At 70.9% G+C, this 16,182-nt stretch carries 13 protein-coding genes; 8 read left to right on the plus strand and 5 right to left on the minus strand.

Features of this window, described 5'->3' with window-relative positions; all coding sequences use genetic code 11:
• Window positions 1–196: 196 nt before the first annotated feature.
• The 3 genes from fabG to EAS64_RS23285 are packed head-to-tail and all read left to right on the plus strand — an operon-like array spanning window position 197 to window position 3,511.
• Window positions 197–949 (plus strand): 3-oxoacyl-ACP reductase FabG, encoded by a 753-nt coding sequence (gene fabG / locus EAS64_RS23275; protein WP_145855991.1) that lies wholly within the window; start codon window positions 197–199, stop codon window positions 947–949.
• Between the two features lie 19 nt (window positions 950–968).
• On the plus strand, window positions 969–2,159 hold the full coding sequence (locus EAS64_RS23280; protein ID WP_145855993.1) for an acyl-CoA dehydrogenase family protein: 1,191 nt from the start codon (window positions 969–971) through the stop codon (window positions 2,157–2,159).
• Window positions 2,159–3,511: an acyl-CoA dehydrogenase family protein gene (locus EAS64_RS23285; RefSeq protein ID WP_145855995.1), complete on the plus strand. Its 1,353-nt coding sequence runs from the start codon at window positions 2,159–2,161 to the stop codon at window positions 3,509–3,511. The genes EAS64_RS23280 and EAS64_RS23285 overlap by 1 nt, the downstream gene beginning before the upstream one ends.
• A 43-nt stretch (window positions 3,512–3,554) precedes the next feature.
• Here the strand turns inward: EAS64_RS23285 and EAS64_RS23290 are convergent, their stop codons facing one another.
• Window positions 3,555–4,070 carry a hypothetical protein gene (locus EAS64_RS23290; RefSeq protein WP_222849523.1) on the minus strand — a complete coding sequence of 172 codons (516 nt, stop codon included), beginning with the start codon at window positions 4,068–4,070 and terminating at the stop codon, window positions 3,555–3,557.
• A 114-nt stretch (window positions 4,071–4,184) separates the two neighbouring features.
• Here EAS64_RS23290 and EAS64_RS23295 point away from each other — a divergent pair, with 114 nt between their 5' ends.
• Entirely contained in the window at window positions 4,185–5,027 is an 843-nt protein-coding gene (locus EAS64_RS23295; RefSeq protein ID WP_145855999.1) for an SDR family NAD(P)-dependent oxidoreductase, read from the plus strand.
• Between the two features lie 18 nt (window positions 5,028–5,045).
• Here EAS64_RS23295 and EAS64_RS23300 read toward each other — a convergent pair whose 3' ends face one another.
• Window positions 5,046–6,257 (minus strand): LacI family DNA-binding transcriptional regulator, encoded by a 1,212-nt coding sequence (locus tag EAS64_RS23300; RefSeq protein ID WP_145856001.1) that lies wholly within the window; start codon window positions 6,255–6,257, stop codon window positions 5,046–5,048.
• 451 nt (window positions 6,258–6,708) lie between these two features.
• Here EAS64_RS23300 and EAS64_RS23305 point away from each other — a divergent pair, with 451 nt between their 5' ends.
• Together EAS64_RS23305 and EAS64_RS23310 are read left to right on the plus strand one after the other, a co-directional pair.
• Window positions 6,709–8,163 carry an ammonium transporter gene (locus EAS64_RS23305; protein WP_187366125.1) on the plus strand — a complete coding sequence of 485 codons (1,455 nt, stop codon included), beginning with the start codon at window positions 6,709–6,711 and terminating at the stop codon, window positions 8,161–8,163.
• A 226-nt stretch (window positions 8,164–8,389) separates the two neighbouring features.
• Window positions 8,390–9,256 carry an alpha/beta hydrolase gene (locus EAS64_RS23310; RefSeq protein WP_246115821.1) on the plus strand — a complete coding sequence of 289 codons (867 nt, stop codon included), beginning with the start codon at window positions 8,390–8,392 and terminating at the stop codon, window positions 9,254–9,256.
• 43 nt (window positions 9,257–9,299) lie between these two features.
• On the opposite strand, the gene EAS64_RS23315 is transcribed toward EAS64_RS23310, so the two are convergent.
• Window positions 9,300–10,739 carry a GuaB1 family IMP dehydrogenase-related protein gene (locus EAS64_RS23315; RefSeq protein WP_145856004.1) on the minus strand — a complete coding sequence of 480 codons (1,440 nt, stop codon included), beginning with the start codon at window positions 10,737–10,739 and terminating at the stop codon, window positions 9,300–9,302.
• Window positions 10,740–10,843: 104 nt separating this feature from the next.
• Window positions 10,844–11,584, minus strand: a complete 741-nt coding sequence (locus tag EAS64_RS23320) for a TetR/AcrR family transcriptional regulator (protein WP_222849524.1) — start codon at window positions 11,582–11,584, stop codon at window positions 10,844–10,846.
• Window positions 11,585–11,778: 194 nt separating this feature from the next.
• Between EAS64_RS23320 and EAS64_RS23325 the strand changes: the two genes are divergently transcribed.
• Window positions 11,779–12,990, plus strand: coding sequence for a lytic transglycosylase domain-containing protein (locus EAS64_RS23325; protein ID WP_187366126.1), 1,212 nt, complete (start codon window positions 11,779–11,781; stop codon window positions 12,988–12,990).
• Window positions 12,991–13,152: 162 nt separating this feature from the next.
• Window positions 13,153–14,784: an amidohydrolase gene (locus EAS64_RS23330; RefSeq protein ID WP_222849525.1), complete on the plus strand. Its 1,632-nt coding sequence runs from the start codon at window positions 13,153–13,155 to the stop codon at window positions 14,782–14,784.
• Here EAS64_RS23330 and EAS64_RS23335 read toward each other — a convergent pair.
• The gene (locus EAS64_RS23335) at window positions 14,781–16,067 is read right to left on the minus strand and encodes an MFS transporter (RefSeq protein WP_145856010.1); all 1,287 of its coding nucleotides are present in this window, start codon (window positions 16,065–16,067) and stop codon (window positions 14,781–14,783) included. The two genes, EAS64_RS23330 and EAS64_RS23335, sit on opposite strands and share 4 nt — an antisense overlap.
• Window positions 16,068–16,182 lie beyond the last annotated feature (115 nt).

The following is a 16,182-nucleotide window of genomic DNA, read 5'->3' on the forward strand; positions in this document are numbered from 1 at the left end:
CCCAATGAGCCCATCTGTGACGGGCTGTGCTCAGCTGGTGGCGGTCCAGCATTCGGCCGGGATGCTTGAGGACGTACCTACCTTGATTGTCGTGATGCCCGCCGGTGGCCCCAGAACCCGGTTCCGGAATAATGTCGCTGAAACACCGGCGTTCGCTCCTCTACGCGTCGGTCTGAGGAAGGGAAAGTAAATCGTTATGCCACAGCGAATCGCGATCGTGACGGGGGGCGCGCGCGGCATCGGCGCCGGCACCGCTAAGCGTCTTGCCGCCGACGGGATGGCCGTCGCCGTCCTTGACCTCAATGAGGCCGACGGCGCACAGACCGTCGCGGAGATCGAGAAGGCGGGCGGCAGGGCGATCGCGGTCGGGGCGGACGTCTCCAACAGTGACCAGGTGGCCGCCGCTGTCGAGCGGGTCGCCGCCGAGCTCGGCGGGCCGACCGTGCTGGTCAACAACGCCGGCGTGACCCGTGACAACCTGCTGTTCAAGATGTCGGAGACCGACTGGGACACGGTGATGAACGTCCACCTCAAGGGTGCGTTCCTGATGACCCGCGCCTGCCAGAAGCACATGGTCGACGCCAAGTGGGGCCGGATCATCAACCTCTCGAGCCTGTCCGCCGTCGGCAACAGGGGCCAGGTCAACTACTCCGCGGCCAAGGCCGGCCTGCAGGGCCTCACCAAGACCCTCGCACTCGAGCTTGGCAAGTTCGGCATTACCGCCAACGCGGTCGCGCCCGGCTTCGTCGCCACCGACATGACCGCCGCCACCGCGGCCCGCCTCGGCATCTCCTTCGAGGACTTCCAGGCCGGCGCCGCCAAGCAGATCCCGGTGCAGCGAGTCGGCCAGGTCGAGGACATCGCGCACGCGATCTCCTTCTTCGCCAGCGAGGGGGCCGGCTACGTCAGCGGCCAGATCCTGTACCTGTCCGGCGGACCAGTATCCTAACGCGAAGGGCAGCAGGGCGTTGAGCGAAACAGAAGCGGATCTTCGCGCGCGCGTCCGCGCGTTCTGCACAGAGCATGACCCAGCGGCCACCTCGCGCGCCGCTTTCCTCAGCGCCCGGTTCGACGCGGGCCTGGCCGCCGTGCACTACCCCGTGGGGCACGGCGGCCTCGGCCTCGCGCGCTCGCTGCAGCGGGCGGCCGAGGAGGAATTCACCCGGGCGGGCGCGCCGCGGCTCGACGAGCGGCGCAACGTCATCGGCCTCGGCATGGCCCTGCCGACAATCATCGCCTTCGGCACGGAGGAGCAGAAGTCGCGGTGGCTCAAGCCGCTGTGGCTCGCCGACGAGATCTGGTGCCAGCTGTTCAGCGAGCCAGGCGCGGGCAGCGACCTGGCAGGCCTGGCGACCAGGGCGGTCAGGGACGGCGAGAGCGGCGACTGGATCGTCAACGGCCAGAAGGTCTGGACGTCGCTCGCACACCACGCCCGCTGGGGCCTGCTGCTCGCGCGCACCGACCCCGACGTGCCCAAGCACGCGGGTCTCAGCTACTTCGTACTCGACATGCACGGGCCAGGCGTCGAGGTCCGGCCGCTGCGCCAGCTCACCGGCGAGGCCGAGTTCAACGAGGTGTTCATCACCGACGCGCGCGTGCCCGACGCGAACCGGCTCGGCGACATCGGCGAGGGCTGGCGGGTCGCCAACGCGACGCTGATGAACGAGCGGGTCTCGATCGGCAACTCGCGCAGCACGCCGCGCGAGGAGGGTGTCATCGGCGCGGTGGCGAACACCTGGCGGCAGCACCCGGAGTTGCGTACCCACGACCTGCACCAGCGGCTGCTCAGCCTGTGGGCACAGGCCGAGGTCGCACGGCTGGCGGGGGAGCGGCTGCGGCAGCAGCTTGCCGCGGGCGAGCCCGGTCCCGAGGGGTCGGCGGGGAAGCTCACGTTCGCCCGGCTCAATCAGGAAATTTCCGGATTCGAAATCGAGCTGCTCGGCACGGCGGGCCTGACCTACGACGACTGGTCGATGCGCCGGGAGGGCTCGAGCGACTACGCCCGCGGCGCCGGCTACCGCTACCTGCGCTCGAAGGGCAACTCCATCGAGGGCGGCACCTCGGAGATCATGCGCAACATCATCGCCGAACGCGTGCTGCGCCTGCCACAAGAGCCGCGCACGGACACGTCCCTCCCGTGGAAGGATCTCCCGCGCTGATGACCGCCAGAAAACTCCCCGACCTGCTCTATTCAGAGACCGAACGGCACCTGTCCGCCGCCCTCGGCGACCTGCTCGCCGACCGGGCCGCCCCCGCCGACATCATCGCCCGCACCGAGCGCCCGGACACCTATGACGCCGCGCTGTGGCACACTGTCGCCGCGGAAATCGGCATCGCCGGCCTGCTGATCCCCGAGGCACTCGGCGGGGCCGGCGCCTCCTACCGCGAACTCGCCGCCGCCGCCGAGCAGTTCGGCGCGGCCGTCGCCCCGATCCCCTACCTGGGCAGCGCGGCGGTCGCCACGGCGGTGCTGCTTTCCGCGGCGCGCAGTGCCGCACGGGATGGGGCCGCGGCGGCCGACGACTCTCCGGTGGGGAGCAGTACTCATTCGGCAGGCGCCGCCGGCGATGACGGCGGGTTCGGTTCCGCCTCTTCTGGCCCCGCGGCGGCCCTTCGCGCCGCCCAGCTGCGCGCGGCCGCGCGCACGCCGAACGGCGACGCGGCGGCCGGCACACGCAACACGGCCGTGTCGCCTGCCGCGGGCCTGCTCCGCCAGCTGGCCGACGGCTCGCTCACGGCGGCCCTCGCCGTCGACACCAGTCTCGCGCCCGGCGCGCCGCTGCCGACCGCCATCCGGGTCACCGGCCGCGGTAACACCGAAGGGACGGTCAAGCTCAGGGGCGCGGTCGGCGCGGTGGCCGACGCGCTCCTCGCGAGCGCGCTGCTTGTGCCCGCCGAGGGAGTGCCCGGCGCGCTGTACCTGGTCGAGGCAACCGCGCCCGGCGTGCACCGCACCCCGCTTGTGTCCCTGGACATGACGCGGCAGCTGTGTCAGATCTCCTTCGATGACGCGGAGGCCAGGCCGGTCGCGATCGGCGCCGCGGCGGACGCGGCGCTCGCGGCGGGGCTCGCCGCGGGCGCGGCCATTCTCGCCGCCGAGCAGCTCGGCCTGGCGCAGCGCTGCCTGGACATGACGGTGGCGTACGTCAAGGACCGGCGGCAGTTCGCCAGGCAAATCGGGTCATTCCAGGCGATCAAGCACCGGCTCGCCGACCTGTGGACGACGATCGCGCTGGCCCGCGCCGCGTCCAGGTACGCCGCCGCCTGCCTGGCCGACGGCGACAAGGACGCCCCGGTGGCGATCGCGCTCGCCAAGTCGGCCTGCAGCGACGCCGCGGTGCTTGCGGCGCAGGAATGCGTGCAGCTGCACGGCGGCATCGGGTTCACCTGGGAGCACCCGGCTCATCTGTACCTCAAGCGGGCGAAGGCTGCCTCGGTCGCCTTCGGCACCCCGGGCGCCCACCGGGCCGCCCTGGCGGGCTTGGTGGACCTGCCGGCACCAGACGCGTAACCGGGCAAGCCCGTAAGCAGGCAAGCCCGTAATAAGCGGTCCGTCACACCCGGCCGGGATCGTCCGCACCCGTGGAGCCCGGCCGGGACTGCATCGGCTGCGCCTGCTCGTCCTCTCGCACACTGCGCTGAGCCGGAAGGTCCACCCGGGTCGGCACCTCTCCCTGCCCCTCCGCTGCCAGATCCTCCTCGGAAACCGGCATGGGCGCCGCCTCCCGTAGGCGCTGCGCAGGCACGTACACCTCGCCCGCCGCGGTCTCCTCCATGGGCGCCACGGCCGCTCGCGCGGCAAGCGTGTCGGCGATCTGCGGGCCGTCGGGTCCCATGCGGCCCGCCGCCGTGCTGACGATCCCAGGGGCGTCGACCGTCGGCCCAGGGCCGATCACCGGGGCGGTCGCCATCTGCCATAGCCCCGCGGCCCGCAGCCGCCGGTGATAGCGGTTCTGCCAGCTGTAGGCCACCGCCGTCGCGGCCACCAGAAACGCGGTCACCAGGACCGACACGATCACGATCGCCCAGACCTGGCCAGTCGTCGCGACCGTCCGCACCGCTAGATCCATCGCTGGCCCCCCAAACCAGCACCATCCACCCGCCTACCTACCCCAGGGCCACCACCGGCAACACAGCATCAGGGCGGGTGACACGCTCCCGGCCGTCATGGAACAGTGGCATCCATGACAACACTGGACGGAAAGGTCATCCTGCTCACCGGCGCGACCGACGGGATGGGCCGGGCCCTCGCGGCCGACCTGGCCCGTGCGGGCGCGACCGTGCTCGTCCACGGCCGTGATCCCGGCCGGATCGCGGCCACCGCTGTCGAGGTCGCGGAGGCGGCGCAGGAAGCAGGCAATAGCAGGGGCAGCACGCCCGCGGTGCGCAGCTACCAGGCGGACTTCGCTAGCCTCGCCGAGGTCCGCGCCCTTGCCGAGCAAGTACTGACAGCCGAGCCGAGGCTGGATGTCCTGGTGAACAACGCGGGCATCGGCGTCACGCAGCCGGGCGACGGCGCACGGCAGGAGAGCGCCGACGGGATCGAACTGCGGTTCGCGGTCAACTATCTCGCCGGATACGTGCTCAGCAGGCTCCTGCTGCCGCTGCTTGTGTCGTCAGCGCCGTCCCGGATCGTTAACGTCGCCTCGATCGGCCAGCAGGCGATCGAGTTCGGCGACGTCCAGCTCACCGAGGGCTACGACGGGATGCGCGCCTACCGGCAGTCCAAGCTCGCGCAGGTGATGAACGCCTTCGATCTCGCGGCGGAGCTGAACGGTTTGGGCGTCACCGTCACCTCGCTGCATCCTGCCACGTTCATGCCGACCAAGGTGTCGCCCGCCCCGCCGGCCAGCACGATCGCGCAGGGCGTCGCGGCGACGTTCCGGCTGATCGCCGCGCCGGCGGAGCAGACGGGCACCGGGGGCTTCTTCAATGGCCTCGAAGAGGGCCGTGCCAACGACCAGGCCTACGACAGCGCAGCCCGCGCCCGTCTGCGCGAGATCTCCAGGGAACTGACCGGACTCTAACGAGGCCAGCAGCCAGCGTCAGGACCGAAGCTGGCGCACCGCGGACAGGTCGGTGACGCCGGCGAGCCGCCCGTCGCCCGCCTGGCAGCCGCAGCTCTCGCGGCACATCAGCCGCGTCGGCAGCGAGATATCGCGCTCGGCCGGCTCCTCGCGGCTGACCATGGAGTACAGCACCTCGAACGCGGTCTCGCCGAGTTCGCCTATCGGCTGCTTCACGGTGGTCAGCTGCGGGTGCATGTGCCTGGCCATCGGGATGTCGTCGAAGCCGGTGACGGCGACCTGGCCGGGCACGTCCACCCCCGACCTGCGCAGCGCGTAGATGACGCCGAGCGCGGTCTGGTCGTTGGCGCAGACGATGACACGGGGGAGCGGCGAGGCGGAGGCCATCAGCCGTTCCGTGACCACCGCCGCGCCCGCCGCGTAGTAGTTGCCCTGCCACTGCGGGCCGTAGTTCAGCACCGCGCCTGCCGCCTCGGCCTCCGTCTTCAGTGTCTGCAGCCGGGCCTGGCTGTCCGGGCTGTCGCTGTATCCGCTGAGGTAGCCGAGCGTCTTGTAGCCGTGGTCGTACAGCAGGTGCCTGGAAAGCGCCCGCATGCCCATCACGTTGTCGCTGCCCACGTTGGCCGTGGTGCGGCTCGGGATGCCCGCCAGGGTGACGATGGGGACCTGCCGCGAGATCTCGTCGATCTGGCCGGGTTCGAGCACTCCGTCGTGCAGGATCAGCCCGTCGCTCTTGCGGGCGATGGCGAGCACCCGGCGGCCCGCCTCGTGGTCGGTGATGTCCACCGAGCGCAGCAGCAGGTCGAAGCCGCGCCGCTGGGCGGCCCGCTCGACGCCCCTGTTGAGCATGTCGTGGAACTGCAGCGACTCGGTCTCGTCGGCGAACGCGTCATAGCCGAGCAGCCCCGCGGTGTCCCAGGCGCCCGCTGCCCCGGCCAGCAGCCACGGGCCGGCGATCGTGGAGCCAGCGGAAAGCGGCCGCCGCATCACCACGCCGACGACTTCCTTGAGCCGGACAGACAGCGCCCGCGCGGCGCTGTCCGGGACGTAGCCGAGTTCGATGACCGCCCGCTGCACCCGCTCCACGATCTCCGGACTGGGGTTACGCCGGCCGTTGAGTACACGCGACACCGAGGCGATGGAGACGCCGGCGGCCCTGGCCACGTCGTAGATCGTGGCCGCGGCCGGCCCGGGATTCGCTGGCGTTTCGACCTTAGCGTCGACCCTCACCGCTCGTGCCTCCTGCTCTCGCCTGGCCCCGCGCTAGCCAAGGCCGGAGGTAAGCGCTTTCCCGGCCGCGGTCGGGAGCCGGGCCGAGGGTCGGTAAGCGCTTACCGGACGTCGCGTGGAAGCAACTGTACGACGGTGCGCGCGCTGTCTCAACCCGAGACCCGGGCAATGTTACGGCAATGTGACGCCGCACTGGCGGTGCCGTATATCGGCATAAGTAGGTCAAGAGCCCCGGACGTCGCGACACATTCATGAAACATCGCGCCGTTTATGACCTGGTGCATTACCGCCGGCGTAACGAACGGGAAATGCCGTCGAAACCCGCGTATGGGAAACATGAACCGTTGCGCAGAAGAACGCGGAACGGCCGGGGCGGGATAAGCAACCCGGGGGGCGACCCTGGAACCCGAGAGGCCCTTCCTATCAGGCAGCCCCTGGAGGAGCGAACACAGTGATTCCTTACCCTACCTGGCTGAGCGCGGGAGATAACGCCTGGCAGATGACGGCGGCGACGCTGGTCGGGCTGATGTCGATCCCGGCGCTTGCCGTGCTTTACGGCGGCCTGGTGCAGAAGAAGTGGGCCATGAACACCACGTTGATGGTGTTCGTGACCTTCTGCCTGGTCCTCATCACCTGGGTGCTGTGGGCCTACAAGATGGGCTTCGGCACGACGCTGGTCCATTTCGGCAGCGTCAACGTGCTCGGTGATCCGCGCTCCATCCTGGGCGCGAACGCGCTGACAGGCCAGGCGGACATCCCCAATGTCGATGCCGCGATGCCCGGGTACGCGGCGACGAAGGCCGGCCAGATTCTCAACACCGGATTCAAGCTGCCCGGCGCGTCCGTCGAGTACTTCCAGTTCGTATTCGCCGCGATCACCCCAATCCTGTTTATCGGCTCGGTGCTCGGCCGGGTCAGCTTCAAGGCGTGGATGATCTTCGTGCCGCTGTGGATCACCTTTGCCTACGCGGTCAACGCCTTCCTGCTGTGGGGCGGCGGCTACTGGGCGGCCAAGGGCGCGCTCGACTTCTCCGGTGGTTACGTCATCCACCTGGCGGCGGGCGTCTCCGGCTTCGTGTCCGCGGCGATCATCGGGCCGCGCCTCAAGCGCGACCGGGAGAAGGCGGTGCCGAACAACCTGCTGTTCGTCGCGCTGGGCGCCGGCATCCTGTGGCTTGGCTGGAACGGCTTCAACGGCGGAGACCCGTACTTCGCGGGCTCGAACGCGGCCGCCGCCATCGTCAACACCAACCTGGCGACCGCAGTGGCCATGATGACCTGGATCATCATGGACATGGGCTTCTCCAAGGACAAGAAGCCGACCTTCCTCGGCGGCCTCAACGGCATGATCTGCGGTCTCGTCGGCATCACGCCTGCCGCCGGCTTCGTCAACGGCTTCGGCGCGATCATCATCGGCCTTGTTGCCTCGGCGGTCGTCTGGGTCGCCTGGTACACGCTGCCGAAGTACGTCTGGCCGTTCAACAAGGTGGACGACGCGCTCGGCGTCATCTACACGCACGGCATCGCCGGCCTGCTCGGCGGCCTGCTCGTGGGCGTACTCGCGGACCCGAACATCATCGAGTACCCGGCGGCCAAGGGCGGTACGGCGTTCGCCGGCGCCGGCTGGCTGTGGGGTCATCACCCGCACCAGCTGCTCGTGCAGTTCCTCGCCGCCCTGACGATCATCGTCTGGGACGGCCTGGTCACCGCGGCCATCTGGATGATCATCAAGTACGTCTTCCGCATCAAGCTCCGCTTCGACGACGCGGAGCTCGAGGTCGGCGACGTGGCGGTCCACGGCGAGGAGGCCTACCCGATGGAGGACGTCCTCACCAGCAAGATCAGCATCACTGCGGCGGCCGAGGCCTCGCCGACGACCGAGGAGCCGGTCCGCATCGACGACTAGGCAAGGGACTCGCGCTACGTTGCGGCCGTAGCGAGAGCGAGCCGCGGTCCAGGCAGCCGAAAACGGTTGCCTGGACCGCGGCTCATCGGCATGTCCGGGCACTGTCCTGTGTAACGGCGAGCGTTGGCTACCGTTAATGCTGGCACCGGCGAGGGTACGCCCGCCGGTGCAGGTACGGCCAGTAAGGCCGCGAGCACGGCCAGCAAGACCGCAAGGATGGAGCGCTGTGAATCCCGTCGTCATGACCGTCACGCTGGTCACCGAGGACGGCGTCCTGATCGACGCCGTGCACCTGCCCGCCAGGGGCAAGACCGGCGCGCTGGGACCCGACGGAGAACTCATCGCGCCGCAGGTGCCCGCCGAGCAGCGGGACCTGGCGATCGTCATCGCGCACGGGTTCACCATGAGCTGGCAGCGCCCGCTGACCTGGAACCTGGTGCGCCGGTTCAACGAGCACGCGGGCGTGGTCACCTTTGACTTCCGCGGCCACGGCCGCTCCACCGGGCTGTCCACGCTCGGCGACAAGGAGGTCTACGACCTCGACGTGGCTGTCAGGTACGCCCGCGAGCTCGGCTACCGGCGGGTCGTCACGGTCGGCTTCTCGATGGGCGGTTCCGTGGTGCTGCGGCACGCCGCACTGTGCGGCGGCGTCAACGCGGTGGTCTCGGTCAGCGGCCCCGGCCGCTGGTTCTACCGCGGCACCGTCGCGATGCGCCGGGTGCACCTGGCGGCGGAGAAGCGCCTTGGCCGCGCGTTCACCAAGCGTGTGCTCAACACGCGGATCTCGCCGGACGGCTGGCCCACGCCCGACCCGCTGCCGCCCGCCGCGGCCGCCGCCCGCATCGCCCCGGTGCCGCTGCTTATCGTGCACGGCGACGCGGACATCTACTTCCCGCCCGACCACGGCAGGCAGCTCTATGACGCCGCCGCCGAGCCGAAGGAGCTGTGGCTGCTCCCCGGCTTCGGCCACGCGGAACGGCACACCGACGACGCCCTGGTGGACAGGATAGCCGCCTGGGCGGACACCGCCGCCGCGGCCTACCAGGCCGGAGGCGCGCCAAGCAGGGCGCAGGAACAGCAGCCGGCGAGCTAAAGGCATGTCGATCCCGAACGGGTTGGGCTAACTCCCGCACCCCTCACCAGCTCGTCGGGACCGGCATGCCCTCGGTGTAGCCGGACGCGCTCTGCACCCCGATGACCGCGCGCTCGGCGAACGAGGCGAGGTCCTCCGCGCCCGCGTAGGTGCACGAGGACCGCACGCCGGCCACGATCATGTCGAGCAGGTCCTCAACGCCCGGCCGGTCCGCGTCCAGGTACATCCGGGCCGAGGAGATGCCCTCCTCGAACAGTTCCTTGCGCGCCCGTTCGTAGGCCGAGTCCGAGGCGGTGCGCACCCGCACCGCGCGTGCCGACGCCATGCCGAAGCTCTCCTTGTACAGCCGCCCTGAGGAGTCGCGGAACGTGTCGCCTGGCGACTCGTAGGTGCCCGCGAACCACGATCCGATCATCACCGACGACGCGCCGGCGGCGAGCGCGAGCGCGACGTCGCGCGGGTGCCGCACGCCGCCGTCCGCCCACACGTGCGCGCCGAGGTCGGCGGCCGCCGTGGAGCATTCGAGCACCGCGGAGAACTGCGGGCGGCCCACGCCCGTCATCATCCGGGTGGTGCACATCGCGCCGGGCCCGACGCCGACCTTGATGATGTCCGCGCCCGCCTCGGCCAGGTCCGCCACGCCCTGCGCGGTGACCACGTTGCCCGCCACCACCGGCACCGACGGCGATAGCCCGCGGATCGCGCGCAGCGCGGCGAGCATCTTGTCCTGGTGCCCGTGCGCGGTGTCCACGACGAGCACGTCGATCTCGGCGTCGAGCAGTTGCTTGGCCTTCGCCGCGACATCGCCGTTGACGCCGACCGCCGCGCCGATCCGCAGCCTGCCGCGCCTGTCGGTGGCGGGCGAGTAGAGGGTGGCGCGCAGCGCCCCGGTGCGGGTCAGGATGCCGGTGCACTCGCCGGACGGCGCGACCACGGGGGCGAGCCGGTGCCGCCCCGTGTGCAGCAGGTCGAACGCCTGCGCGGGCTCGATGCCGGCCGGCAGCGTGAACGGGTCGGCGGACATCACGGTGGACAGCTGGGCGAACCGGTCCGCCCCCGCGCAGTCCGCCTCGGTGACCACACCGACAGGCGCGCCGCCGGCGCCGGTGACGATCACCGCGCCGTGCGCCCGCTTGGGCAGCAGGGCCAGCGCCTCGCCGACGGTGTCTGATGGCCCGAGGGTGATGGCGGTGTCGGCGACCAGGTCTCTGCTCTTCACCCAGGCCACCACGTCGGCGACGACGTCGCCGGGAATGTCCTGCGGCAGGATCGCGAGCCCGCCGCGCCGCGCGATCGTCTCCGCCATCCGGCGGCCGGATACGGCGGTCATGTTGGCCGCGACGATCGGGATGGTGGCGCCGCTGCCGTCTCTGGCGGCGAGGTCCACGTCGAGCCGGGAGCCGACGGCGGACCGCCCGGGCACCATGAAGACGTCGCTGTAGGTCAGGTCGGTCGCTGGCGAGGTGTCATGAAGAAAACGCACGTTATTCATTGTTACCCGATCGGGGCCCCGGCCAACTCATCGGCCGCACTCCATCCGGATAACAGCAACAGGCGCGGAGCGCCAGCGGAAGGCGGAGCGCGAAGTTACGGGACGATCAGGCCGAAGGCGGCGAACATGATGTCCGCGATCTTGTCCGACATCATGTCCTCCGGCAGCTGCACCTCGGTGGTGATGACGAAGTTGACCCGCTCGAGCATCATCAGGCAGGCGAACGCGGTCAGCTCCGGGTTCTCTTGGTGGTGTCCCGCCGCGACGGCGGCCGCCGTCATCCCGGTGGTCATCGCCTCGGTGATGCTGAAGAACAGCTGCAGCCCCTCGGCGTACATCTCGCCAGGCGCGTTCGCGGAGCTGAGCGTGCGCAGCACCGTTCCGTGCGCGGCGTAGCCGGCGGAGAACTTGCGCACCCACTCGCGCAGCAGCCGCAGTCCGGTGCCGTCGCTGGTGACCACCGGAAAGTCGCCGGCGACTATCTCCATGTCGTGCAGGGCGTCCCGCAGCAGCGCCTTGAACAGGTCTTCCTTGTTCGCGAAGTACAGGTAGAAGGTCCCGTGCGAGATCCCCGCCCGCTTCACCACGTCATCGACGCGAACCCCGTTGAATCCGCGCTCCTCAAACTCGATCATGCCGGCCTCGAGCAGCTTGCGCACGGTCTCCCTGCCCTGTGCGCGCAGCTCGCGGTCTTGCGCGGGCGTGCCGCCGCCGAGCGACGGCCGTCCCTGCGGTTTGCGTGGTATGCGACCCGCTCCGCGCTTGGGGCCAGAACCGTGCTGCTGACCCGCGCCGGCTCCCGCCTGTGCGGGACTCCGGTCTGCCTCCTGCGTCATAGTCGAAGAGTAGCCGTACGCGCGACAGTTACTGTGATTACCGTCGGAAGCGGCCGCCAGCCCCGTGGGATCGGCGGTGTGATCGGCAGGGCGATCAGCCGGATCCCGCCGTCGGCGGAGGGCGCGCGGTGACCCGGTCCGGCGCTTTGTAGAGTTGATGCACTGTGAGGCTGCCGACCATACGCCGCCGATCGTTGCCGACCGTCGCCGGGGGCGGGCTGGTGGCGGTCGCTGCCGCCATCGCCGTCTGCGTCGCCGCGCTCAGCGGCGCCAGCGGGGGTGCGAGCGACCAGTCCGCCGGCCGCACCAGTGCCGCATCGGCGGGCCGTGCTGCCCGGTCCGCGACGCCCGCCGACCCCGCTAGCCCTGCCAGCCTGGCCAGCACCGCCAGCACGCCGAGCGGCACCGGCAAGCCGCACGGCCGGGCCTCCGGCCTGAAGGGCGGCAACCCGACGCGCCTGGTGGTGCCCGACGTGATCGCCTCGGTGCCCGGCGGAGTCACCAGGGCGGACCTGGCCAGGCTCAGGAAGATCGACGGCGTCCGCGCGGTGCTCGCCATCGACGGCGCGCGGATCACGGTCAACGGGAAGCAGCTGACCGTGCTCGCCGCACCCGAGGCCGCGTTCCGCCCCTGGACGCCGCCCACGACGGCGTCCAGCGCGCAGGTGTGGTCCGCGTTCCGTGCCGGGCAGCTGATCACGACCAAGAAGGCGGCGGCGGGCGCCAAGCTGGTCAACGGCAGCGACTACCCGGTGAGCGCGGCGACGAGCACGCGGATCACCGAGGGCGGCACGGCGCTGCTCGGGGTGGCGGGCGTCGACGGCGTCGTCAACGCCGCCGAGGGCAGCAAGCTGGGCCTGGTCAGGAACGTCGCGGTGCTCGTCAACGCGCCGGCCGCCGACGTGACCACCCTGGCCGGACAGGTGCGGGCGGCGCTCGGGGCGAGCGCGAAGGTGGTCAGGCTGGTCCCGGTGCGGGTCTCGACCCAGCTGCCGGTGGACAGCACGCCGCCGACCGGCCGCCCGACCAGTTACCTGCAGCTGTTCCAGGAGTCCGCCGCGCAGTACTGCCCCGGCCTGTCCTGGACGGTTCTCGCCGCGATCGGCCAGATCGAGTCCGCCGACGGCCAGAACATGGGCCCGTCGACCGCCGGCGCGCTCGGCCCGATGCAGTTCCTGCCCTCGACCTGGAAGATCTGGGGCATCACCGGGTTCGGCGACACCGGCAAGCCGGACATCATGAACCCGTTCGACGCCGTGCCGAGCGCCGCCCGCCTGCTGTGCGCGGACGGCGCGGCCACCGGCGGCGACGGGCTCCGCCGGGCGATCTTCGGCTACAACCACGCCAACTGGTACGTCGACGAGGTGCTCACCCTGGCCGCCGAGTACGCCCGCGAGTTCGGCTAACCCGGGCAGCTTGCCGAAGTCGCCATCTGCCGCCCAAGGTCATGATCTATCTGCCCAAGTCATGAGCTGCCGCCCAAAGCTATATCGATCGTCAAAAGCATTGACAAAGACTCTTACCAGATGATCTGCTGTGCCCCGCAGCGGACATCGTGGAGGGTCGAAGTGGCTAAGGCAATCCTGTTCACCGGTGGGTCGGTCTTCGATGGGACCGCGTTCCTCGCTCCGGGCACCAGCGTGCTCGTCTCCGGTGGCAAGGTCGCCGCGGTCGGCGCCGACCTGGATCCCGGCGGCGCGGACGTCGTGGACCTCGCGGGCGGGACCCTGCTGCCCGGCTTCCAAGACGCGCACGTCCATCCGGTCTTCGGCGGCATGCAGCTGCTCGGCTGCGACCTGTCCGAGGCCGAGACGGCACAGGAGTACCTGGCGATCGTGGCGGGCTTCGCGGCGGCCAACCCGGACCTTGACTGGATCACCGGCGGCGGCTGGGGCATGACCGCCTTCCCCGGCGGCATCCCCACGGCGGCGCAGCTGGACCCGGTCTCCGGCGGCCGTCCGGTGATCCTGACCAACCGCGACGGCCACGGCGCGTGGGTCAACAGCAGGGCGATGGAGCTCGCCGGCATCACCAGGGACACCCTCGACCCGGCCGACGGCAGGATCGAGCGGGACGCCGCGGGCGAGCCGGTTGGCATGCTCCAGGAGGGCGCCATGAACCTGGTGCGCCATCTCATTCCCGCGGACACCGATGAGGACCGCTATCGCGGCCTGCTCGCCGCCCAGGACTACCTGCTGTCGCTCGGCATCACCGGCTGGCAGGACGCGATCATCGGCAGCGGCTTCGGCGACGCGGACGCCGCTACCGCCTACCATCAGGCGGCGAGCGCGGGAACGCTGCGCGCGGACGTGGTGGGCGCGCTGTGGTGGCAGCGGCACGAGGGCCTTGAGCAGCTGCCCGGGCTGCTGCACCGCCGCGAGCACGACGGCCGGGACGGCTTCAGGCTGACCAGCGTGAAGATGATGCTCGACGGGGTGGCGGAAAACCACACCGCCGCGATGCTCGACCCCTACCTCGACGGCCACGGCTGCGCGACGCACAACTCGGGTCTTGACTTCATCGACCCCGCCGAGCTGCCCCGCTACGTGACCGCCCTGGACCAGGCGGGTTTCCAGGTGCACTTCCACGCGCTTGGCGACCGCGCGGTGCGCAACGCGCTGAACGCCGTCGCCGCGGCGCGCGCGGCGCACACGGGGAGCCCGGGCAGGACGATCAGGCACCACCTGGCGCACCTGCAGGTGGTGCACCCGGCGGACATCGCGCGGTTCGCCGAGCTCGGCGCGACCGCCAACATCCAGCCGCTGTGGGCCACCGCGGAAGAGCAGATGACCGAGCTGACGATCCCGTTCCTCGGCGAGCGGCGGGCGGCGTGGCAGTACCCGTTCCGCGGCCTCGCCGCCAGCGGCGCGCACCTGGCGGCGGGCAGCGACTGGCCGGTCAGCAGCCCCAACCCGCTGCTCGGCATCCACGTGGCGGTCAACCGCTCGACGCCGGACAGCGCGGACACCCCATTCCTGCCGGACCAGGCGATACCGCTCGCCACGGCACTCGCCGCCTACACGTCGGGTACCGCCACGGTCAACGGCGTCGACGGCCAGGCCGGCCGGATCAGGCCCGGCTACCAGGCCAGCTTCGCCGTCACCGATGCCGACCTCGCCGCCATCGGCGACCACGAGATCTGCGCGGCCGCGGTGACGCAGACCTGGGTCCGCGGTGAGCTCGCCTACAGAAACGACTAGCGGCGGCCCGCGCCGAACACCGGGCGCGCGCCTGCCAGGTAGATCAGCGTGGCGATGATCCCCATCGACGCGGCGAAGGCGTAGCCCCAGCGCGGGCCGAAGGCGTCGAGGATGAACCCGACCGCGGTCGCGCCGCACGCGACGCCGACTGAGATGCCCGTGGACAGCCAGGACATGGCCTCGGTGGCCCTGCCAGGCAGCGCGGTGGATTCGAGCAGGCTGTACCCGGCGATCAGCGTGGGCGCGATCGTCAGCCCGCACAGGTAGATCACCGGGGCGAGCACGAGCAGGTTCGGCATCGCCCAGAACGTGCACACGCCGGAAACGGTCAGCGTCAGGGTCACCGCGAGCCGCTTCCATGCGGGCGCGTGCCAGTTCCGCGACCCGTACCAGAGGCCGCCGGTGCCGCTGCCCAGCGCGTAGCAGCCGAGCAGCAGGCCCGCGAGCGGCTTGTGCCCGAGGCGGGTGGCGAAGTCGACGGTGCTCAGGTCGATGGCGATGAACATCGTGCCGAGGAACAGGTAGGCGGGCACCAGCACCGTCAGGCCAGGCGCGGCGAGCCTGGCCCGTCTGACGCCAGTGGCGGCACGCTCCGCCGCGGTCTGCCGCACCACGGCGACGGCGGGCGGCTCGGTCGAGCGCTGCGACGCGAACCATAGCGACCCGGCAAGCGCGCACAGCGCGGCGCTGGCCACCCCGGCCCACGCGTGCACCTGGGTGGCCAGGATGGTGACCGCCGCGGGCCCGACCACGAAGCACACCTCGTCGGCCACCGACTCGAGCGAGAAGGCCGTGTGCAGCCGCGGTGACCCGGACAGCAGCATCGACCAGCGGGCCCTGGCCATCGGCCCGGTCTGCGGCATCGTGGCGCCGCCGGCGATGGCGCAAAGGAACAGGGTCCAGTCCGGGGCCCCGAGCGCGACGGCCGCGACCATGCCCGCCACCGCGAGTGTGAAGGTCACGCAGACCGGGATGAGCACCCGGTGCTGGCCGAGCCGGTCGGTGAGCCGGCCGAGCTGCGGCGCGCACAGAGCGCCGCCGAGCGCGCCGGCCGCCGACACGGTGCCCGCCAGGCCGTACCTGCCGGTTCCCGCGGAGATGAGCAGCACGATGCCGAGCCCGTACATGGACATGGGCATCCGGCCGATGATCCCGGCGAGCGAGAAGCGCCACGCGCGGGGAATGGCGAAGATCTCCTGGTACGGCGCCAGAAAACCGCGCCGGGCACCAAGCGACACCGTGGCGTCCTCACTCGTCATCGCGTGCCCGACCCTCACAACCATCCAGTGCAACCCACGGTACTCGCGGTAGCAACCCGTTTATCTGGCCAGCTGTTCCCCGGGCATGTCCCGGCCGGGCCGGTCCGCGGGCCGCTTACCGCCGCACCGGGTGCCCCTG

Source organism: Trebonia kvetii (assembly GCF_007827045.1).
In the GTDB taxonomy this organism is placed as follows: Bacteria; Actinomycetota; Actinomycetes; order Streptosporangiales; family Streptosporangiaceae; genus Trebonia; species Trebonia kvetii.